The organism is Ectothiorhodospira lacustris (assembly GCF_022227785.1).
Taxonomy (GTDB): domain Bacteria; phylum Pseudomonadota; class Gammaproteobacteria; order Ectothiorhodospirales; family Ectothiorhodospiraceae; genus Ectothiorhodospira; species Ectothiorhodospira lacustris.
This window is the reverse complement of sequence record NZ_JAJNQM010000003.1, coordinates 1-19237: the sequence shown is the minus strand read 5'-3', so window position 1 is coordinate 19237 and position 19237 is coordinate 1. Positions and strand designations below refer to the sequence as shown.

At 63.4% G+C, this 19237-nt stretch carries 20 protein-coding genes; 15 read left to right on the top strand and 5 right to left on the bottom strand.

Features of this window, described 5'->3' with window-relative positions; translation table 11 throughout:
* The 11 genes from ffh to htpG all read left to right on the top strand — a co-directional run bounded on the left by ffh (position 1) and on the right by htpG (position 10459).
* Complete coding sequence (ffh, locus tag LQ952_RS01050; RefSeq protein ID WP_238620694.1) at positions 1-1362, top strand: signal recognition particle protein; 1362 nt, start codon at positions 1-3, stop codon at positions 1360-1362.
* Positions 1363-1452: 90 nt separating this feature from the next.
* A complete protein-coding gene (gene rpsP / locus LQ952_RS01045) occupies positions 1453-1713 on the top strand; it encodes a 30S ribosomal protein S16 (protein WP_238620693.1) in 261 nt (86 codons plus the stop codon).
* A 29-nt stretch (positions 1714-1742) separates the two neighbouring features.
* Positions 1743-2249, top strand: coding sequence for a ribosome maturation factor RimM (rimM, locus tag LQ952_RS01040; RefSeq protein ID WP_238620692.1), 507 nt, complete (start codon positions 1743-1745; stop codon positions 2247-2249).
* 10 nt (positions 2250-2259) lie between these two features.
* Complete coding sequence (gene trmD, locus LQ952_RS01035; RefSeq protein ID WP_238620691.1) at positions 2260-3024, top strand: tRNA (guanosine(37)-N1)-methyltransferase TrmD; 765 nt, start codon at positions 2260-2262, stop codon at positions 3022-3024.
* Positions 3025-3037: 13 nt separating this feature from the next.
* Positions 3038-3385 (top strand): 50S ribosomal protein L19, encoded by a 348-nt coding sequence (gene rplS / locus LQ952_RS01030; protein WP_238620690.1) that lies wholly within the window; start codon positions 3038-3040, stop codon positions 3383-3385.
* Positions 3386-3491: 106 nt separating this feature from the next.
* On the top strand, positions 3492-5261 hold the full coding sequence (locus tag LQ952_RS01025; protein WP_238620689.1) for a hypothetical protein: 1770 nt from the start codon (positions 3492-3494) through the stop codon (positions 5259-5261).
* A gap of 10 nt (positions 5262-5271) precedes the next feature.
* Positions 5272-5775, top strand: coding sequence for a methylated-DNA--[protein]-cysteine S-methyltransferase (locus LQ952_RS01020; RefSeq protein WP_238620688.1), 504 nt, complete (start codon positions 5272-5274; stop codon positions 5773-5775).
* Between the two features lie 160 nt (positions 5776-5935).
* Positions 5936-6739, top strand: a complete 804-nt coding sequence (soxA, locus tag LQ952_RS01015) for a sulfur oxidation c-type cytochrome SoxA (protein WP_238620687.1) — start codon at positions 5936-5938, stop codon at positions 6737-6739.
* 66 nt (positions 6740-6805) lie between these two features.
* Positions 6806-7471, top strand: coding sequence for a sulfur oxidation c-type cytochrome SoxX (gene soxX, locus LQ952_RS01010; RefSeq protein WP_430733428.1), 666 nt, complete (start codon positions 6806-6808; stop codon positions 7469-7471).
* A gap of 163 nt (positions 7472-7634) precedes the next feature.
* Positions 7635-8495 carry a 23S rRNA (adenine(2030)-N(6))-methyltransferase RlmJ gene (locus tag LQ952_RS01005; RefSeq protein WP_238620685.1) on the top strand — a complete coding sequence of 287 codons (861 nt, stop codon included), beginning with the start codon at positions 7635-7637 and terminating at the stop codon, positions 8493-8495.
* Between the two features lie 77 nt (positions 8496-8572).
* Entirely contained in the window at positions 8573-10459 is a 1887-nt protein-coding gene (gene htpG, locus LQ952_RS01000) for a molecular chaperone HtpG (protein ID WP_238620684.1), read from the top strand.
* A gap of 75 nt (positions 10460-10534) precedes the next feature.
* Here the strand turns inward: htpG and LQ952_RS00995 are convergent, their stop codons facing one another.
* Positions 10535-11296, bottom strand: coding sequence for a glutaredoxin family protein (locus LQ952_RS00995; RefSeq protein ID WP_238620683.1), 762 nt, complete (start codon positions 11294-11296; stop codon positions 10535-10537).
* Between the two features lie 456 nt (positions 11297-11752).
* On the opposite strand from LQ952_RS00995, the gene LQ952_RS00990 reads away from it, so the two are divergent.
* A complete protein-coding gene (locus LQ952_RS00990) occupies positions 11753-13909 on the top strand; it encodes an adenosylcobalamin-dependent ribonucleoside-diphosphate reductase (protein ID WP_238620682.1) in 2157 nt (718 codons plus the stop codon).
* Between the two features lie 98 nt (positions 13910-14007).
* Positions 14008-14661 carry a TSCPD domain-containing protein gene (locus tag LQ952_RS00985; RefSeq protein WP_238620797.1) on the top strand — a complete coding sequence of 218 codons (654 nt, stop codon included), beginning with the start codon at positions 14008-14010 and terminating at the stop codon, positions 14659-14661.
* A gap of 105 nt (positions 14662-14766) precedes the next feature.
* On the opposite strand, the gene LQ952_RS00980 is transcribed toward LQ952_RS00985, so the two are convergent.
* From LQ952_RS00980 to LQ952_RS00970, 3 genes are all read right to left on the bottom strand, one after another.
* Complete coding sequence (locus LQ952_RS00980; RefSeq protein ID WP_238620681.1) at positions 14767-16449, bottom strand: glutamine--tRNA ligase/YqeY domain fusion protein; 1683 nt, start codon at positions 16447-16449, stop codon at positions 14767-14769.
* Positions 16450-16585: 136 nt separating this feature from the next.
* Positions 16586-17083, bottom strand: coding sequence for a hypothetical protein (locus LQ952_RS00975; RefSeq protein ID WP_238620680.1), 498 nt, complete (start codon positions 17081-17083; stop codon positions 16586-16588).
* 18 nt (positions 17084-17101) lie between these two features.
* Entirely contained in the window at positions 17102-17338 is a 237-nt protein-coding gene (locus LQ952_RS00970; protein WP_238620679.1) for a flagellar basal body rod C-terminal domain-containing protein, read from the bottom strand.
* A 161-nt stretch (positions 17339-17499) separates the two neighbouring features.
* On the opposite strand from LQ952_RS00970, the gene LQ952_RS00965 reads away from it, so the two are divergent.
* Together LQ952_RS00965 and LQ952_RS00960 are read left to right on the top strand one after the other, a co-directional pair.
* Positions 17500-18180, top strand: a complete 681-nt coding sequence (locus tag LQ952_RS00965; protein ID WP_238620678.1) for a hypothetical protein — start codon at positions 17500-17502, stop codon at positions 18178-18180.
* 8 nt (positions 18181-18188) lie between these two features.
* Complete coding sequence (locus LQ952_RS00960) at positions 18189-18644, top strand: YcgN family cysteine cluster protein (RefSeq protein ID WP_430733429.1); 456 nt, start codon at positions 18189-18191, stop codon at positions 18642-18644.
* 10 nt (positions 18645-18654) lie between these two features.
* Here LQ952_RS00960 and LQ952_RS00955 read toward each other — a convergent pair.
* Positions 18655-19237 (bottom strand): glutathione S-transferase family protein (locus tag LQ952_RS00955; RefSeq protein ID WP_238620676.1); only part of this gene is annotated, 583 nt, incomplete at its 5' end.

Genomic DNA, 19237 nt, shown 5'->3' with positions numbered 1-19237 from the left:
ATGTTTGACAGCCTTTCAGAACGCCTTCAGGGCACCATCAAGCGCCTTCGCGGCCAGGCTCGCCTGACCGAGGAGAACATCCAGGACACCATTCGTGAGGTCCGCAAGGCCTTGCTGGAAGCAGACGTGGCCCTGCCGGTGGTGCGTGAATTCATTGCCCGGGTGAAGGAGCGGGCGGTGGGGCAGGAGGTGCTGGCCAGCCTGACCCCGGGCCAGGCCCTGGTCAAGGTGGTGAACGACGAGCTGATCAAGGTCATGGGCGAAGCCAATGACGGCCTCAAGCTCAATGTGCAGCCGCCGGCGGTGATCCTCATGGCCGGCTTGCAGGGAGCGGGCAAGACCACCACCGTGGCCAAGCTGGCGCGCTGGCTCAAGGAGCGTCAGGACAAGAAGGTGATGGTAGCCAGCTGTGACGTCTACCGTCCCGCCGCTATCCGGCAGCTGCAGACCCTGGCCGGCGAAGTGGGCGTGAACTTCTTTCCCAGCGAGGCCGGTCAGGCCCCCCTGGATATTGCCGCCGCCGCCCTGGAGCAGGCCCGCAGACAGCACCAGGATGTGCTGATCGTGGATACCGCCGGTCGCCTGCACATCGACGGGGAGATGATGGATGAGATCCGTCGCCTGCACGAGCGCCTGAATCCCGCCGAAACCCTGTTCGTGGTGGACAGCATGACCGGCCAGGATGCCGCCAACACCGCCAAGGCCTTCAATGACGCCCTCCCGCTCACCGGGGTGGTGCTCACCAAGGCTGATGGTGATGCCCGGGGTGGTGCGGCCCTGTCGGTGCGTCATATCACCGGCAAGCCCATCAAGTTCCTTGGCATGGGGGAGAAGACCGCAGCCCTGGAGCCCTTCCATCCCGACCGCCTCGCCTCCCGCATCCTGGGTATGGGGGATGTCCTCAGCCTGGTGGAAGAGGCTTCCCGTCAGGTGGATCAGGACAAGGCCGAGAAGCTGGCCCGCAAGATCAAGAAGGGCAAGACCTTTGATCTGGAAGACCTGCGGGATCAGCTCGGTCAGATGTCCAAGATGGGGGGGATGAGCTCACTGCTGGAGAAGTTGCCCGGGGCGGGTGATCTGCCCGATGCCATCAAGAACAAGTCCCATGACAAGGATCTGCAGCGCATGGTGGCCATCATCAACTCCATGACCCCCAAAGAGCGGCGCAATCCGGATATCATCAAGGGCTCACGCAAGCGGCGCATCGCCGCCGGGTCCGGGACCCAGGTGCAGGATGTGAACCGCCTGCTCAAACAGCACCTGCAGATGAGCAAGATGGTCAAGCAGTTTTCCAAGGGCGGCATGAGTAAGATGATGAAATCCCTCAAGGGACGTATGCCGGGGGGGCGTTTGCCCTTCTGAAGCTTGTGCCTTGACGATGCGCGTGTATAATGGCGCGTTTTTCCGGGGCATGTCCCCCAAACGATACCAGACAAGCAGGGCTAACAGCAGATGGTAACGATTCGACTGGCTCGCGGCGGCGCCAAGAAGGCGCCTTTCTACCACATCGTGGTGACCGACTCCCGCAGCCGCCGCGACAGCGGCTATATTGAGCGTGTGGGCTACTTCAACCCCGTGGCCCGTGGTCAGGAGGTGCGTCTGCACCTGGATACCCAGCGCGTGGAGCACTGGCTGTCCAAGGGCGCTGCGGCTTCCGACCGTGCCGCCAGGCTGATCAAGGAATTCACCAAGCAGAACGCTGCCGCCGCCTGAGGCGACGGCCCGTTCGAGTCGCCCCGCAGATGAACCGTCCGGACTGGATCATACTGGGACGCATTGCCGGGGTGTACGGCGTCAAGGGCTGGGTCAAGCTGTTTTCCGAGACCGAGCCCCGTGAGGGCATCCTGGCCTATAACCCGCTGTCCATCCAGATTGACGGCGAGTGGCGAGTCCTCAGTGTGGAGTCCGGCCGGGCCCATGGTAAGGGTGTGGTGGCCAAGCTGACAGGCATCGACGATCGCGACGCAGCGGCCGTACTGGTCGGTGCTCCGATCGGCATTCGTCCGGAACAGCTGGAGCCCTTGCCGGAAGGCGAGTATTACTGGGCCGACCTGGTCGGGCTTGAGGTGATCAACCTGGAGGCCGTCAGTCTGGGCTGGGTGGATCACCTCATGGAGACCGGCGCCAACGATGTCCTGGTGGTGAGTGGTGATCGGGAACGTCTGATACCCTACGTCAGGGATCAGGTCATCCTGGAGATTGATCTGGAGGCAGGTATCATTCGCGTGGACTGGGATCCGGATTTCTAGGCCCGCCACGGTGCGATTCGATGTCATCAGCCTGTTCCCCGAGTGGGCTGCCTCGGTAGCCGACTGGGGCATTACGGGCCGCGCCCGCGAACGCGGACTGTTGTCCGTCCACTGCTGGGATCCGCGGGACTACACCCACGACCGGCATCGGACCGTGGATGATCGCCCTTACGGGGGTGGTCCCGGCATGGTGATGAAGGTAGAACCCCTGCGGCAGGCCATTTGGGCTGCTCGGGCCGATGACGAGGTACCGGCCCGGGTGATCTACATGAGCCCTCAGGGGCGGCCTCTGGATCAGGCCGGCGTGCGGCAGCTGGCAACCCTGCCAAGGGTCATTTTGCTGGCAGGCCGCTACGAAGGTATTGATGAACGGCTGATCCGGCTGGAAGTGGACGAGGAATGGTCCATCGGTGACTACGTGCTGTCCGGTGGCGAGTTGGCGGCCATGGTGGTGATCGATGCCTGCGCCCGGCTCTTGCCCGGGGCCCTGGGGGACGAATTGTCCGCCATGCAGGACTCCTTCAGCCAGGGACTGCTGGATTGTCCTCACTACACCCGGCCGGAGGTGGTGGACGGATTGGGCGTACCGGAGGTGCTTCGTTGCGGCGACCATGGCCGAATCGAGCGCTGGCGTCGCAAGCAGGCCCTGGGTCGAACCTTGGAACGGCGGCCCGACATATTGGCACAACTGGAATTAAGCGAGGCGGACTGCCGCCTGCTGGAAGAATATCAACGCGAGCTGGCGGACGCGCAGGCCGCGCCGAGCAGTGACTGACAGGGGTCGAAACATGAGCAACATCATCCAGCAACTGGAAGCCGAGCAGATGAACCGCGAGGTGCCCGATTTCACGCCAGGCGACACCGTTGTCGTCCAGGTGAAGGTGAAGGAAGGCAGCCGCGAGCGTCTGCAGGCCTTTGAAGGCGTGGTCATCGCCAAGCGCAACCGCGGCATCAATTCCGCCTTCACGGTGCGCAAGATCTCCCATGGCGAAGGCGTGGAGCGCGTGTTCCAGACCTACAGCCCGGTCGTGGCCGAGATCCAAGTGAAGCGTCGTGGCGCCGTGCGCCGCGCCAAGCTGTATTACCTGCGTGGGCGTACCGGCAAGGCTGCCCGCATCAAGGAAGACATCAAGTAACATTGATGGCCTTGAGGGGCATGAAGAAAGCGCTTCGGGAAACCGGGGCGCTTTTTTTTCGTCTGCATGAATGGGCCGCCGGAGGATGTGGTCAAGGAGTATCGTCATGCCTGGTTTGCTGATGCCGAAGGTTTTCCTGGTCTTTTTCCTGATGAGTCTGGTGCTGGGCTGGATGCCGCGGGTCCTTGCCGACCCGGTGGTGGATGAGGCCATGGCCCTGTCACGCCTGGGCGCTACCGACCTGGCCTTGGGGGTGCTGGCGAGGCAGTCGCTGGATCACCAGGCCCAGCCGGGACGCTGGATGGCCCGGGAACAGGCGCGTATCGAGATCCTCGGGACCAGCGAGCGCTGGGAACAGGTGGTGGAGCGGGCTCGGGGCGTGCCGGTGGAACTGCCGGTGGATTTCGTGATCTGGACCCGCACCCGACAGGCCCACGCCCTCATCGCCCTGGAACGAGGGGGGGAAGCGCGGGATGTACTCAGACCCCTGATCTGGTTTGGCGCCCCCAATGCCACGGAACAATGGTTTCGGGCCTGGCGCCGCATGCTGGCGGAATCCTACAGTCTGGATGGTCGGCCGGAAGACGCCCTGACCGCGCTGCGCCGTTACCGCCAGGATTACGGCCGCGAGGCCGGAGATGCCGCGTTGCTGGAAGCGCGCATCCTGCTCTCGGTGGGGCGGCATGAGGAAGCGGTCAATGCCCTGAGCGGCGTGGACGGTCACGAGGCCGGTGCTCTGCGAATCCTGGCCCGGTTCCGGGCCGGCGCGCTTTCCGCCGAGGATGCGGTTAGTCAGGCCGGTCGCGCCGCCCGTGTACAGGAAAAGGACTCGGTGGTGGCAGCTCGCTACCTGGCGGTGGCGGCCATGGCGGCCCAGTCGCTACGGGACCCGATGCAGCAGATTCCGGTGCTGGAATCCGCCCTGGTGGCGCAATCTCGGCTGGGTGCTGGGGATGACCTGTATCGGCTGACGGCACAGCCCCTCTGGCAGAGTTATCTGCGCCTGGGGGAACGACTGGCCAACGAGCGTCAGCTTCTGATCGGCGATGATGAGCCCTGGTTCAAACTGGCGGATAGCCTGGAGGCCGGGCAGCCCCTGGCCTTCCGTGGCCTGCTGGCGGTTGTGGCCTTGAGAAGCCCCATGCCCCAGGGGCAGGCTCGGGCCCACCGCCGTCTGAGCGAGCAACTGGCGGGTATCGAAGGATTGGGTGAGCCGCTGCTGCAGGCCCTCTACCTTGGCGATGGCCCGTTCGGACAGGCCGATCGTGTCCCGGCACCGGTGCGCCATCTGTTGGCGGAAACCGCCCTGAGCCAAGGAGATCTGAATACCGCCTCCCGCCTGATGGCCGGGCTGGACCGGGCGCCCGACGGGGTGGACCCCTTCCTGTGGGGCTTGCGTCGGGCACGTACCCTGATCCTGGGCGGGCAGGAAGAGGCGGGTATCGATGGTCTCTACCGGGTGTTGTCCGCTGTTCGACAGCTGGAAGGGGAGGCGGCGGACCGTTTCATGCAGGTGCTGTTCGATCTGCAGGCGGTCCGCCGTCATCAGGACGCCCTGAACCTGTTCCAGGTGGTCGCTCCCCGATTGACGGAGCGTCGCAGGTTGCGGGAGCTGATGTTCTGGCAAGCCGATTCCCACGGTGCCCTGGGGGAGCATGAGCAGGCCGCCCGGCTGTATCTTCGTTCCGCCCTGCTGGGGGACAGTACCGACATGTGGGCGCTCAGCGCCCGGTTCCAGGCAGCCGAGGCCTTGGGCGAGGCGGGACTGGTCGGGGATGCCGGGGTCATCTACGAGGACCTGATCCGTCGTACCCCGGAGCCGGAGCGCCGGGTGATGCTCCGGCAGCGCTTGCAGCAGTTGCAGTTACAGCAGTAGGCTTGTGGGCATGGCCTCACCCATGCCCCGCAGTCCCGATTACGATCTGGTACTGGATTCGCCCTTGGGGCGACTGGCCCTGCGCTGTTCCGGGCAGGGTCTGACGGCGCTGGATTATGTCGCCGACGAAGTGCCCCTGCGCGATCCCTGCAATACCCTTTCCTCCCAGGCCGCGGAGCAACTGCGGCACTATTTCAAGGACCCCTCCTTCGTCTTCGATCTGCCTCTGGATCTGCAGGGGACCCCGTTTCAGCAGCGTATCTGGTCAGCCCTGATCCGTATTCCCAGTGGCAAGGTGCTCAGCTATGGGGCGCTTGCCCGCCTGGTGGGGTCCGGTCCCCGTGCGATCGGCGGTGCCTGCCGGGCCAATCCCCTCCCCGTGATCGTGCCCTGTCATCGCGTGATATCGACCCGCGGTGGCCTGGGTGGCTATGGGGGGGCAACCTGTGGGGCAGGACTGGAGGTCAAGTCCTGGTTGCTGGTTCACGAGGGAGCACTGTCGGGGTTTTCGTAGTGGGTCATTCCTTGCGGTTCTTAGGATATTTCCTTTTTATTGACATTTGTCCATGTTGCTCGCAGTCTATGGGGCAGGGCTTCGGGTGTCTGGTTGCAGGGGTTACGGGAGACTCGAAAACACAACAAAGACGTTGAAAAAACGTGTGGAGGACAGGGGTATGCTCAAAAAATTCTTGGCCGGCGTGGCGCTGGCCGGGGGGCTGGTGGGTGGTGCCATGGCCTCCGACTCGCCGTACCTGACCGGGCGCGAGCAGTTGTTGATGCTGGCCGACGATAATCCGGCGGAACTGACCCTGTGGCGTGGCGAAGAACTGTTTCATGAGGTTCGGGGGCCGAAAAATGTGTCCCTGGAACGCTGTGATTTCGGCCTTGGGCCCGGCGTGCTGAAAGGGGCCTATGTGAGGATGCCGCGCTGGTTCGAGGACGCAGGCAAGGTCATGGACCTGGAATCCAGGATCATCCATTGCATGAAGACCCTGCAAGGCTTTACCGACGAGGACGACCCTGTCGCCCGCAAGCACTCCAGTGATACCCGCGAGGCGGACCTGGTGGCCATCTACACCTACGTTGCCAGTCAGTCCAACGGCATGAAATGGAACCCTCCCATGAATCACCCCATGGAACGCCTGACCCGCAATGCAGGGGAGGTGCTGTTCCATCGTCGTGCCGGCAGCATGGATTTTGCCTGCGCCACCTGTCACTCCACACCCCGCAAGCGTATCCGGCTGTCCTTCCTGCCGGTGGCATCCAACGTTGAGGAATGGTCAAAGGCCGTTTCCTGGCCTGCCTACCGCATCGGTCATGGGGTGGTGCGCACTTCCCAGCACCGGGTCCGGGGCTGCTATTACCAGATGCGCCAGGCCGGCATCCAGTTCGGTTCGGATGCCTCCATTGCCATCATTTCCTACTGGACCCATCAGGCCCAGGGTGGTGTGGCTACGTTGCCTGATCTCAAGCGCTGATAATGGGGGGCGCAGACCATGAACAAACAGAACAATATTGTCGGACATACCCTCATTGCTATCGGCATGGCGCTGGTTTCGGTGACACTGATGGCCGGTTGTGCCCAGCCCAGGCCGGATACCCAGGCCGAACGGGACTTCAGTCGTCTCTCCCCGGAGGCCTATGCCGAGTATCTGATCTTCCGCTCGGGCAGTTTCAATCTCGCCCAGGAGACCCAGGAAGGCGGCACCGCGGCAGATCGCATGGCGCAGGATGTCCTGCAGCGCATGTGCAGCGAGGCTCGTAACCGTCCCCAGCCCGAGATGGCGGTGCGTATCGTCGGTGCGGCCCGGGACAGCATCGTCTATCCCGAGGGAGGGATTCAGCTGGGAGACTGGCGCCAGGGGGCTGAACTGGCCCGCAGCGGGACGGGGTTCCGTATTGGCCACAACGTGGATGACCACAGCCGGCCCGTGGGCGGGAACTGCTACGCCTGCCACCAGCTGGACCCGGATGAACTGGGTTTCGGCAATCTGGGCCCCAGCCTGGCCGCCTACGGCGCCCTGCGGGGGGACAGCGAGGCGGTGCGCAGGTTCGTCTATGACATGATTTATAATCCCCACAGTTATTTTCCCTGCACCCAGATGCCTCGCTTTGGTGTCAGCCAGTTCCTGAATCAGGAGAGCATCTCCCACATCATGGCCTATCTGCTGGATCCGCAGTCGCCGGTGAATGTCCGCCACAGCCGATAATGGTCACGCCGGGGACAGGGATGTCCCTAATCTTCCCCCTGGTTGCTGCAAAAGCTCTATCATTCCCACCGAGTACATCGGGCTTTCCGGTGGGCGGCCGTGTCTGTCCGCCGGTTTTCGTCCGTGCCATCTTCCTTGCCGCAAGTCTCGAGAGAGCCCCTATATGTTGAGTTACCGTCACGGCTTTCACGCCGGCAATTTTGCCGATGTGCACAAGCACGCGCTGCTGGCCTGTGTGCTGACGGCCCTGACCCGCAAGGACAAGCCCCTGGCGGTGGTGGATACCCATGCCGGGGCCGGTCTGTATGACCTGCAGGATCCGCTGGCACTCAAGACCGCCGAATACCGGATGGGGGTCTTGCGGGTGCTGACTGCACCCGATGCGCCTCCGGCCCTGGCGCCCTATCTGGGGATTATCCGTGCCCTGAATCCGTTGCTCGGGGAGCCGCAGCTTTATCCGGGTTCGCCGAAAGTGGCCCGCGCACTGATGCGCGAAGACGATCGGCTGATCCTCAACGAACTGCATCCGGCAGACCATGCCGTGCTGCGGGCCAACTTCAGTGATGACCCGCAGGTGGCCGTGCATCAGCGGGACGCCCGCGAAGTCCCCCGGTCCCTGCTGCCGCCGGTCATCCGACGCGGGCTGGTGCTGGTGGATCCACCCTATGAGCGGGACCGGGACTACCGGGTGACCCTGGACCTGGTGTTGGAGGCCCATCGTCGCTGGCCGACGGCGGTCTTCATGATCTGGTATCCCATTCTGGCGGCGGGACGCCACCGAAGCCTGGTCCAGGGGCTGGTGCGGGGCGGGGTGAAGGATCTGTTGGTGAGTGAGCTGTGCGTTGCGCCGCCGGAGACGCCCATGGGGCTCAATGGCTCCGGCATGGCCGTCATCAATGCGCCCTGGCAGCTGGATCGGACCCTGGCCGAGCTTCAGCCCTGGCTGCACGCGTGTCTGGACCCGCAGGGGCAGGGGGGCAGCACGCTGGCGTGGCGGGGTGTCCCCGCAAGCGCATTGAAATAACCCCCTTGAAACCTCGTTGATCGTCCCCAGATATCTCACGCTCGATCAGACCCAAAATCCTTAACCGCGGAGCATCCATGAGCGTCGATACCCACAAGGAAACCCGACAGTTCCAGACCGAGGTCAGCCAGTTGCTGCACCTGATGATCAACGCGCTGTACTCCAACAAGGAGATCTTCCTGCGCGAACTCATCTCCAATGCCGCCGATGCCTGTGACAAGCTGCGCTTCGAGGCCCTGTCCGATGATGCCCTGATGGAAGGGCAGGGCGACCTGCAGATCCAGGTGAGCTTCGACAAGGACGCCCGCACCGTCACCGTGCGTGACAACGGCATCGGCATGAGTCGGGAAGAGGTGATTCAGAACATCGGCACCATCGCCCGATCCGGCACCCGAGAGTTCATCGGCAAGCTCACCGGCGACCAGAAGAAGGACGCCCATCTCATCGGCCAGTTCGGTGTGGGCTTCTACTCCGCCTTCATCGTCGCCGACCAGGTGACCCTCACTACCCGCCGTGCCGGCATGACCCCGGAGCATGGTGTGTGCTGGACCTCCGATGGCTCCGGCGAATTCTCCGTGGAGACCGTGGAAAAGGCCGAGCGCGGCACCGAGGTGGTCCTGCACCTGAAGGCGGACGAGGACGAGTTCCTGGATCAGTGGCGGCTGCGTCACATCATCACCCGCTACTCCGATCATATCCCCCTGCCCATCAGCATGCCGGGCACCGATGACAAGGGCGAACCCAACGATGAATGGGAAACGGTGAACCGGGCCAACGCCCTGTGGACCCGTCCCAAATCGGAGATCACCGACGACGAGTACAAGGCCTTCTACAAGCACGTGGGGCACGACTTCGAAGATCCCCTGGTCTGGACCCACAATCGGGTGGAGGGTCGACAGGAATACACCTCCCTGCTGTACATCCCCGCCCGCGCGCCCTTCGACCTGTGGGACCGGGACCGTCGCCACGGCATCAAACTGTATGTACAGCGGGTGTTCATCATGGACGACGCCGAGCACCTGATGCCGACCTATCTGCGCTTCGTGCGCGGCGTGGTGGACTCCAGCGACCTGCCCCTGAACATCTCCCGCGAGATCCTGCAAAGCAATAAGCTCATCGACGGCATGCGCTCCGGTTCGGTGAAGAAGGTACTGGGACTGCTGGAGGACATGGCCGCCAACGAGCCCGAGAAGTACCAGGGCTTCTGGGACGCCTTTGGCCGGGTGATGAAGGAAGGCCCCGGTGAGGACTACGCCAACCGGGAGCAGATCGCCCGTCTGCTGCGCTTTGCCAGCACCCACACCGGTGATGCCGCCCAGATCGTCTCCCTGTCGGACTATGTGGCGCGGATGAAGGAGGGGCAACAGCACATCTACTTCATTACCGCCGACAGCCACACGGCAGCCCTGCACAGCCCCCATCTGGAGGTCTTCCGCAAGCGCGGCATCGAGGTGCTGCTGCTGTCCGACCGGGTGGACGAATGGCTGGTGTCCCACCTGCACGAGTTCGAGGGCAAATCCCTCAAGTCCGTGGCCAAGGGCGAACTGGACCTGGGAGACACCGAGACCGAGGAAGAAAAGCAGGCTCAGCAGGCCGCCGAGGAGAAGGTCAAGGACCTGTTGCCGCGCATCAAGGCGGCTCTGGAGGAGCGGGTGGAAGACGTGCGCTTCTCCCACCGTCTCACCGACTCCCCGGCCTGTATCGTCCTTTCCGAGCACGACATGGCCCTGTACATGCAGCAGCTGCTCAAGCAGGCGGGCCAGAACCTGCCGGATACCCGTCCGGTGCTGGAGGTCAACCCGGCCCATCGCCTCATCGAGCGCATGGGCGAGGAGACCGACGACGCCCGTTTCGCCGACTGGGCCAGGCTGCTCATGGATCAGGCGATTCTGGCCGAAGGCGGCCAGCTGGAAGACCCCGCGGGCTTCGTGCGGCGTCTGAACGCCTTGATCACCAGCGGCTGACGGCGTTGATCATGCCCTTCTCTCCCGCAGCGGGGGAGAAGGGACAGGCCCCTCACGAATACCCCAAAACCAGGATTACCCCAGCCAGAGCATTCGGATCGGCATCCAGATGGCCATGGCGATCATCATCAGGTTCTCCGTCAGGGAGACGAAGCCGAGCGGTACGTTGCTCGAGCCGCCCACGCAGGCGCACTTGAGCTCGCGCCTGTCAATGTAGACGGCCTTGAAGACCGAGGCCGCGCCGACGGTGCCGATGAACAGCGCGACGGGAGACGCGATCCAGATCAGCGCGCCGGCGATCATCAGGACACCGGCCAGTGCCTCACCGAAGGGATAGATGTACCCGTAGCGGACCCAGCGTCGCGCCAGCAGATCGTAATTCAGGAACATCGTCGAGAAGCTCTCGATATCCTGGAGCTTTTGGATGGCGAGGATGCACATGCTGATCGCGATGAACCACTCCACAGTCCTGACACTGAACACGGTGCCGAACGTGTACCAGCTGACCGACAGGGCCATGAGGAAAGCGACCGAGAAAATCGCAACGACCGGCCCGTAGCTGGTCTCGTCCGCGTCCTTGACCTCCTTGCCGAAATGGGCGCGAAGATCTTCATAGCCGCCGATCCGATCTCCATCGATGAAGGTCTGCGGGGTCGTCTCGACGCCATGCTCCTTCTTGAACGCTTCGGTCTCGTCCTGCGTCGTAAGCGGGTGATCCTCGACGATGAAGCCCTGCCGCTCGAGGAGATCCTTCGACTTGAGCCCAAATGGGCAAAGATGGTCGGGCATGACCATCCGGTAGAGGGTCGCTGTTTTGCTATTGTGATCCAAGGCCATGTGGTCTCCTTGCAGGGATTTTTGCCCGCTCAACGGCCACCCAGCGCCATCTGGTGATGTGCTCTTGGTGGAAACGGTGACCGTCGATGGCCCGACATGCCTCGTGCGGCACACCCGCACATCGGCGCTCACTCTAGATTGTGGCCGCCGTAGTTTCCGTTCGCTGGCCCACATTGATGGCTGTCGCAAGGGCTCAGAAACCGCATCCCACCATGGCCAATATCAAACTCGGTGGGGAAGGCCGTCAGGCCGCAGATCGTCGCCGCTGTTGCCGGTGCAGGGCCTCAAACTGAGAGAGCCGTCCTTTTTTGTGCCTGCACATAGCCTATTCCCCACCGTTTTTCCAGCTTGAATTTCTCTCTCTCAGGGTCTAGTCTTGCCCCACGAAATTCCCCTATGTTGTGCCTATTCATTCCACAAGGCACAACAAGTTGTATCTTCAAAAGGAACGCCCCCATGAAACTCCAGGCCGAACAAGCCCTTGCGAATCCATCTTCACGGGAGGTGCCGATGCAGCCGGCCTCCCTGGATATCTGGGACAAGAAGTACCGTCTCAAGACCCGCACCGACGAGACCCTGGATGAGACCCTGGATGACACCTGGAAGCGCATCGCTCGGGCCCTGGCCGATGTGGAGGCCACCCCCGAACTGCGGGAAAAATGGTACGGCAAGTTCCTCTGGGCCCTGCGCCAGGGGGCGATCCCGGCCGGGCGTATCATCGCCAATGCCGGTGCCTGGGAGCACAAGCCTGCCACCTCCACCATCAACTGCACCGTATCGGGCACCATCCATGACTCCATGGACGACATCCTGCAGAAACTCCACGAGGCGGGGCTGACCCTGAAGGCCGGCAGCGGTATCGGCTATGACTTCTCCACCCTGCGTCCCCGGGGGGCCTATGTCTCCGGCGCCGGTGCCTATACCTCCGGGCCTTTGTCGTTCATGGATATCTACGACAAGATGTGCTTCACCGTGTCCTCCGCCGGGGGGCGCCGGGGGGCGCAGATGGGCACCTTCGACATCGGTCATCCGGACGTGGTGGATTTCATCCGCGCCAAGCGTGCGGACGGTAGCCTGCGCCAGTTCAACCTCTCCCTGCTCATCACCGCCGATTTCATGCAGGCGGTGAAGGATGACGCCGAATGGCCCCTGGCCTTCCCCATGACCCTGCAGGAGGCGGAGCAGGACGGCATCGACCTGGATGATCCGGCGCAGGTGCTGTGGCGCGACTGGCCCGATCCCGCCGACTACATCACCAATAACGACGGCCTGGTGGCCTGCCGCATCTACCGACGCCTGCCTGCCCGCAAGCTGTGGAATGTGGTCATGACCTCCACTTATGACTATGCCGAGCCGGGCTTCGTGCTCATCGACAAGGTCAACGAGATGAACAACAACTGGTGGTGCGAGCAGATCCGGGCGACGAACCCATGCGGCGAGCAGCCCTTGCCGCCCTACGGCGCCTGTCTCTTGGGCTCCATCAACCTCATCAAGTTCGTGCGCGAGCCCTTCACCGCCAAGGCCCGGTTCGACTGGGAACAGTTCCGGGAGACCGTCGCCGTCTTTACCCGCATGCTGGACAACGTGGTGGAGATCAACGGCCTGCCGCTGCCCCAGCAGCGGGAGGAGATCATCCGCAAGCGCCGCCACGGCATGGGCTACCTGGGGCTGGGCTCCGCCATCACCATGCTGGGCATGAAGTACGGCGAGGAAAGATCCCTGCGCTTCACCGAGGACGTCACCCGGGAGATGGCCCTGTCGGGCTGGCGCACCGGTCTGTCCCTGGCTCGGGAGAAGGGACCGGCGCCCATCATGGAAGAAGAGTTCGAAGTGACCCCCACCATGCTGCGCCTGCGCCCGGAGATGGAGCAGGACGGCATCAAGGTGGGCGACCGGATCAAGGGCAAGGTGCTGCATGCCCGCTACAGCCGCTATATGCAGCAGGTGGCCCAGGTGGACCCTGAGCTGGTGAAGGTCTTGGCGGCCCAGGGTTGCCGTTTCACCCACCACACCTCCATCGCGCCTACGGGGACCATCTCCCTGTCCCTGGCCAACAATGCCAGTAACGGGATCGAGCCCTCGTTCGCCCACCACTATGCCCGCAACGTGATCCGCTCCGGCAAGAAGACCAAGGAAAAGGTGGACGTGTACTCCTTCGAACTGCTGGCTTACCGGCACCTGGTCAATCCCGAGGCCATGCCCTATGCGGAAGACCCCAAGGCCCAGTTGCCCGAGTATTTCATCACCGCCGACGAGATCGATCCCAAGGCCCATGTGGATGTGCAGGCGGCGGCACAGAGGTGGATCGACTCGTCCATTTCCAAGACCATCAACGTGCCCACGGCCCATCTGTTCGACGACTTCAAGGACATCTACATGTATGCCTATGAGCAGGGGCTCAAGGGCTGCACCACCTTCCGCTTCAATCCGGAAGCCTTCCAGGGCGTGCTGGTGAAGGAAAAGGATCTGGAGAACACCACCTATCGCTTCGTGCTGGAAGACGGCAGCGTGGTGCTGGCCAAGGGCAATGAAGAAATCGAATACGACGGCGAGACCCATAACGCCGCCAATCTCTACGATGCCCTGAAGGAAGGGTATTACGGTAAATTCTGAACAAGGGCATCATCATGACCATCAAGATCAGTAGCAAGATCGTGTTTTTCGGCATCAGCCGCGAGCCTCGCCCCGAGGGCTAGAGCCAGCCGCCGGCTATACCCCAAGAGGAACCGGCGCCCGCAGCGGCGCCGGCCGACAAGGCCCCCAAGGTGGTGCACATGCATGAGAAGCTGGAACGGCCTGAGATGCTGCTGGGGTCCACCTACAAGCTGAAGACCCCGCTCTCCGAGCATGCCCTGTACGTGACCATCAACGATGTGATCCTGAACCCGGGCACCGAGCACGAGCTGCGGCGTCCCTTCGAGATCTTCATCAACTCCAAGAATATGGATCACTTCCAGTGGATCGTGGCCCTGACCCGCATCATCTCGGCGGTATTCAGAAAGGGTGGCGACGTCACCTTCCTGGTGGAGGAGCTGCGCTCCGTGTTCGATCCCCGGGGCGGCTATTTCAAGAAGGGCGGCAAGTACATGCCTTCCCTGGTGGCCGAGATCGGCGATGCCATCGAGAGCCACATGCGCATGATCGGTCTGATCAAGGATGAGGGTCTGGACGAACATCAGCGCCGCCTGGTGGAGGAAAAGCGCGCCCAGTACGAGGCCAGCGTGCATCAGGCCAGCGACGATCCCCAGGCCCGGGAGAGCTTCCCCCCCGGTGCCCAGCTCTGCGGCAAGTGCCACACCAAGGCCGTGGTGGTGATGGACAACTGCCTCACCTGCCTGAACTGCGGCGACAGCAAGTGCGGCTGATGGGAAATGAAATGATGTGACATGAAAAAAGCCCCCGCCGATGGATCATCGGCGGGGGCTTTTTTAGATGCGCCTAGCGGGTTGATGCCTGTGGGGGCACCCGGATCAGGCGCCCTGGCCCTCGATCTTTGCCCAGGTATCCCGCAGGGTGACGGCCCGGTTGAATACCGGCCGCTCCGGGGTGCCGTCCGGGTCGGCGGCGAAGTACCCCAGGCGCTCGAACTGGAAGGAGTCGCCGGGCCGGGCCTTGGCCGTCTCGGGTTCGATGCGGGCATCCGGGATCACCACCAGGGATTCCGGGTTCAGATGCTCGGTGAAGTCTACGGCCTTGTCGCCGGCGGGATCGGGCACCTGGAACAGACGGTCGTAGAGCCGGACTTCGGTCTGCACCGAGTGGACGGCCGAGACCCAGTGGATGGTGCCCTTGACCTTGCGGTTGGCGCCGGGTTGGCCGGAACGGGTGTCCGGATCCAGGCTGCAGCGCAGTTCCACCACCTGGCCGCCTGTATCCTTGATCACCTCGTCACAGCGGATGATGAAGGCATTGCGCAGGCGTACTTCACCGCCGGGCTTGAGGCGGAAGAACTTCTTGGGCGCCTCTTCCATGAAGTCGTCGGCTTCGATGTAGATCTCACGGGTCATGGCTACCCGGCGGGTGCCCATGTCCGGCTTCTGTGGGTGGACCGCCGCGTCCAGCCATTCCGTCTCGCCTTCGGGGAAGTTGGTCAGCACCAGCTTGAGGGGACGCAGGACGGCCATGGTGCGGGGGGCGCGTTCGTTCAGATCGTTGCGCAGGGCGTTTTCCAGCACGCCGAAGGGGATGATGGAGTCGGACTTGGTGACGCCGATCTCGGCACAGAAGGTGCGGATGGCTTCGGGGGTGAAGCCCCGACGACGCACCCCGGCCAGGGTGGGCATGCGGGGGTCATCCCAGCCGCTGACATGGCCTTCGTCCACCAGGCGGGTGAGGCGGCGCTTGGAGAGGACGGTGAAGTCCAGGTTGAGCCGGGAGAATTCAATCTGCACCGGGTGGGAAGGCACCGGCAGGTGCGCCAGCAGCCATTCGTAGAGGGGGCGGTGATCCTCGAATTCCAGGGTGCACAGGGAGTGGGTGATGTGCTCGATGGCATCACTTTGTCCATGGGCGTAGTCATAGCTGGGATAGATGCACCACTGGTCACCGGTGCGCGGGTGGGTCAGGTGGCGGATGCGATAGATGACCGGGTCCCGCAGATTGATGTTGCCGGAGGCCATGTCAATCTTCGCCCGCAACACGTGGGCGCCGTCCGCGAACTCGCCGGCACGCATGCGCTGGAACAGGTCGCGGCTTTCCTCGCTGGGGCGATTGCGGAAGGGGCTTTCCACGCCGGGTTCGGTGAGGGTGCCGCGCTGGGCGCGGATGCTCTCCGCATCCTGGCTGTCCACGTAGGCCAGGCCATGGTCGATCAGGTGCAGGGCCCACGCATAGAGCTGTTCGAAGTAGTCGGAGGCGTGGCGCTCGTGCTTCCAGGTGTAGCCCAGCCAGCGCACATCTTCCTTGATGGCGTCGATGTACCGCTGCTCCTCCTTGGCCGGGTTGGTGTCGTCGAAGCGAAGATTGGTGTGCCCGCCGAACGCCTCGGCCACGCTGAAGTTCAGGGCGATGGATTTGGCATGCCCCAGATGCAGGTAGCCGTTGGGCTCCGGCGGAAAACGGGTGACGATCTGCTGATACTGGCCTGCATCCAGCTCCTTGCGGATACGGTTGCGGATGAAGTGGGTAGGGCCCTGGATGTCCGGTTCAGTCATTGCCTGATGCGTGCTTGGGGGAAGCCGCTCAGTATACGGGGGAGGTCGTGGCGGCGCCAATATGGGCGAGGCGTCGAGAGGTCAACAAAAAAGCCCCCTGAAACAGGGGGCTTGAGGCAGGAACACGTTATTGATCTCAGGTCACATCGAAGAACCGACTGGATTCCGCCGGACGGTTGGGATCGGGGAACATGTCCCGAACAATGCGTGATTCCAGACGTTCCTGCATCTCGGTCACGCCGGGCCGGCCGGTTTCATCGCCGGGTGCGGGACCGGTCGCTGCGGCAGCGGCATCACCTGCGGTGCTTGCGGGTGCTTGCCGGGCAGATTCGGGATCCGCCAGTTGGGCGGGATCGACACCAAAGCCGGCCGGGGCGGTTTCCGCCTCGCGGGCCGCCTGGAGCCGGGCCTGGGCCGCCAGTTCGCTACCGCCTTGCTGACGGGCAATGGCCTCCTCCTGGGAGCGTGCCGCGTCGGGTCGGCCTTGCTCGACCTCCTCGCTATTGAGCACGGCCCGATCGAATTCGGTAGGGGTCACCGTGCCGCCGCCACCCTCACGTTCCACAGGGGCGGGGATCACCGGGTTGGGAATCACCGGTTGGACGGGGTTCATGACTGGGGTCGTGACCATCATGGCTTGGACTCCTCGCCGTTAGGCCTTCACGTTGATAAGTGTGCCCAGCATCCGGTCTTCCGTCTGCAGGACCTTGACGGAGGCCTCCACCTGGGTGGCATGCTGAATCTGCTCGACCAGGGGTTCCATCAGACTGCGTTGCGCCGTGCCGTTCATCTGTCCGGCACCAGCGATCTCCGCCGCGTTTCCGCGCAGCCCCTGCATGCCGGTGTGGATCCCGGACAGCGCACTGTAGCTTGCGGTTGTGATGACCATTGGCTTGTTCTGGATTGAGGCTTACTACAAGTCTAGTTGAATGATGGGCGAATGTCTTCCCATCGGGCGGATTCTTCGCGCCGTCCGGCGGCCGCGCCCGCCCCCCGGTCAGGGGATGTTAATCTTGCCCATTCCACGGCGCTTCCCACTGTGACCACATCATGTTCAAAAAGATCCTGTTGACCCTATCCGTTGCCATCCCCTTTTTCGGGTTGGCCTTTCTGCTGACCGGCTCGCCGCCCCGGACCCATTACGATGATCTGCCCTGGGATGTGGAGGTCCATGCCGACGGGACCTCCAGCGTCTTCGGCATTCACCTGGAACAGACGCCGCTGTCGGACCTGCGGGAACGGTTCATGGCATTTCCCAGCCTGGCCCTGTTTCAGACCCGGGAGGATGGGAAGAGCCTGGAGGCCTATTTCGGGCCGGTGAAACTGGGGCCCTTCGAGGCCAATTTCCTGGCGGTACTGGTGGCGGATGAGGAGATCCTGTCAGGCTTTGCCGAGCGGGCGGTCCATGGCAAGGCCACCCCCAGCGGCGCACGCCGTCTGGAACTGTCGGAAAGCGACACCCGGGCCGCGCTGGCGCTGCCGGTGGCGGAGATCACCTATGTGCCAAGGGCCCGTTATGATGAGGAATCCGTGCTGGCCCGTTTTGGTGAGCCCTACCAGCGCCTGCCCATGGATGATGGTCGCCGCTACTGGCTGTATCCGGAGCAGGGGCTGGTGTTGATGTTCAATCGCCGGGGCCGGGATGTGTTGCACTACGTCGCACCGGCCCGTTTCGACGAGGCCCAGGGGCGCATCCTGGCCGGCGAGGGCCTGGATCGGCTGCAGCCATGACCGGGGCATTGCTCAAGCCCGGTTTCTGGGAAGGCCGGCCGCTGGCCGACCTGGACGATCATGAATGGGAAGCACTCTGTGACGGCTGCGGACGCTGCTGCCTGCACAAGCTGCAGGACGAGGATACCGACGAGATTTACTACACGGACGTGGCCTGCCGTCTGCTGGACCCCCAGAGCTGCCGCTGCAGCCGGTATGAGGATCGCCTGTCTCAGGTACCGGACTGTGTCCGGCTGACCCCGGCTGAAGTGACCCAGGTGGCGTGGCTGCCGCCTACCTGCGCCTATCGCCGCCTCCATGAGGGTAGGGGGCTGCCGTCGTGGCATCCTCTGCTTACCGGTGATCCGGAGAGCGTCCATCGGGCGGGCGTGTCCGTGCAAGGCCGCATCCTCTGCGAGCAGAGGATGCGGGATGACTGGCAGACCCGGATCGTCATCTGGCCCTGCCAAGACGGGCCGGGTTGACCGCTCCTTCTCAACCCGGAATCCTTGCAAACTGCCGGGGGCCGTGCCCCTCCTTGGTCTGTAGATAGGCCTTGAGGCGGGCGGCGAAATCCGGCACCACGGACGTCTTGACTGCATCCAGGGCATTGAGTCGGTCCGCCCAGGCCTGGATTCGGGGGAAGTCGGCCCCGTCGAGCAGAGGTATGGCCCGGTTCAGTAGGGTATAGCGCATGAACAGGGGGGCGTAGGCGGCATCCACCAGGGAGAAGGCCTCGCCGTTGAACCAGGGGCCTTCACCGAGGGCCGCTTCCAGGCGGCGCAGTCCGGCGATGGCGGCGGCCAGATGCTGTTCCAGGTCATGTTCCGTTTCAGCCATCATGAGCCGGTACTGGTCGATGATGGCCTGGCTGCCGAACTCGATCCAGGCCCGGTTCAGGGCCAGGGTCAGCGGGTCGGTGGGCTTGAGGCCGGGTGGGGTGATGTCATCGATGAATTCGTTGATGACGGCGGATTCGAACAGGACCGTCCGCTGGTCCACCTGCAGCACCGGGACCTTGCCGGTGGGGGAGAGGGCGAGAAACCATTCCGGCGGGTGTTCCAGGTCGATATAGTCG

What these genes read in the sequence shown, in the direction of transcription:
- LQ952_RS00990 (WP_238620682.1), top strand. Translation starts at nt 11,753, where the DNA reads ATGAAACTCCAGGCCGAACAAGCCCTTGCGAATCCATCTTCACGGGAG.
- rpsP (WP_238620693.1), top strand. Translation starts at nt 1,453, where the DNA reads ATGGTAACGATTCGACTGGCTCGCGGCGGCGCCAAGAAGGCGCCTTTC.
- LQ952_RS01025 (WP_238620689.1), top strand. Translation starts at nt 3,492, where the DNA reads ATGCCTGGTTTGCTGATGCCGAAGGTTTTCCTGGTCTTTTTCCTGATG.
- LQ952_RS01020 (WP_238620688.1), top strand. Translation starts at nt 5,272, where the DNA reads ATGGCCTCACCCATGCCCCGCAGTCCCGATTACGATCTGGTACTGGAT.
- rimM (WP_238620692.1), top strand. Translation starts at nt 1,743, where the DNA reads ATGAACCGTCCGGACTGGATCATACTGGGACGCATTGCCGGGGTGTAC.
- LQ952_RS00970 (WP_238620679.1), bottom strand. Translation starts at nt 17,338, where the DNA reads ATGGTCATCACAACCGCAAGCTACAGTGCGCTGTCCGGGATCCACACC.
- LQ952_RS00965 (WP_238620678.1), top strand. Translation starts at nt 17,500, where the DNA reads ATGTTCAAAAAGATCCTGTTGACCCTATCCGTTGCCATCCCCTTTTTC.
- LQ952_RS01005 (WP_238620685.1), top strand. Translation starts at nt 7,635, where the DNA reads ATGTTGAGTTACCGTCACGGCTTTCACGCCGGCAATTTTGCCGATGTG.
- rplS (WP_238620690.1), top strand. Translation starts at nt 3,038, where the DNA reads ATGAGCAACATCATCCAGCAACTGGAAGCCGAGCAGATGAACCGCGAG.
- LQ952_RS00980 (WP_238620681.1), bottom strand. Translation starts at nt 16,449, where the DNA reads ATGACTGAACCGGACATCCAGGGCCCTACCCACTTCATCCGCAACCGT.
- LQ952_RS00975 (WP_238620680.1), bottom strand. Translation starts at nt 17,083, where the DNA reads ATGATGGTCACGACCCCAGTCATGAACCCCGTCCAACCGGTGATTCCC.
- htpG (WP_238620684.1), top strand. Translation starts at nt 8,573, where the DNA reads ATGAGCGTCGATACCCACAAGGAAACCCGACAGTTCCAGACCGAGGTC.
- soxX (WP_430733428.1), top strand. Translation starts at nt 6,806, where the DNA reads ATGGCGCTGGTTTCGGTGACACTGATGGCCGGTTGTGCCCAGCCCAGG.
- soxA (WP_238620687.1), top strand. Translation starts at nt 5,936, where the DNA reads ATGCTCAAAAAATTCTTGGCCGGCGTGGCGCTGGCCGGGGGGCTGGTG.
- ffh (WP_238620694.1), top strand. Translation starts at nt 1, where the DNA reads ATGTTTGACAGCCTTTCAGAACGCCTTCAGGGCACCATCAAGCGCCTT.
- LQ952_RS00995 (WP_238620683.1), bottom strand. Translation starts at nt 11,296, where the DNA reads ATGGCCTTGGATCACAATAGCAAAACAGCGACCCTCTACCGGATGGTC.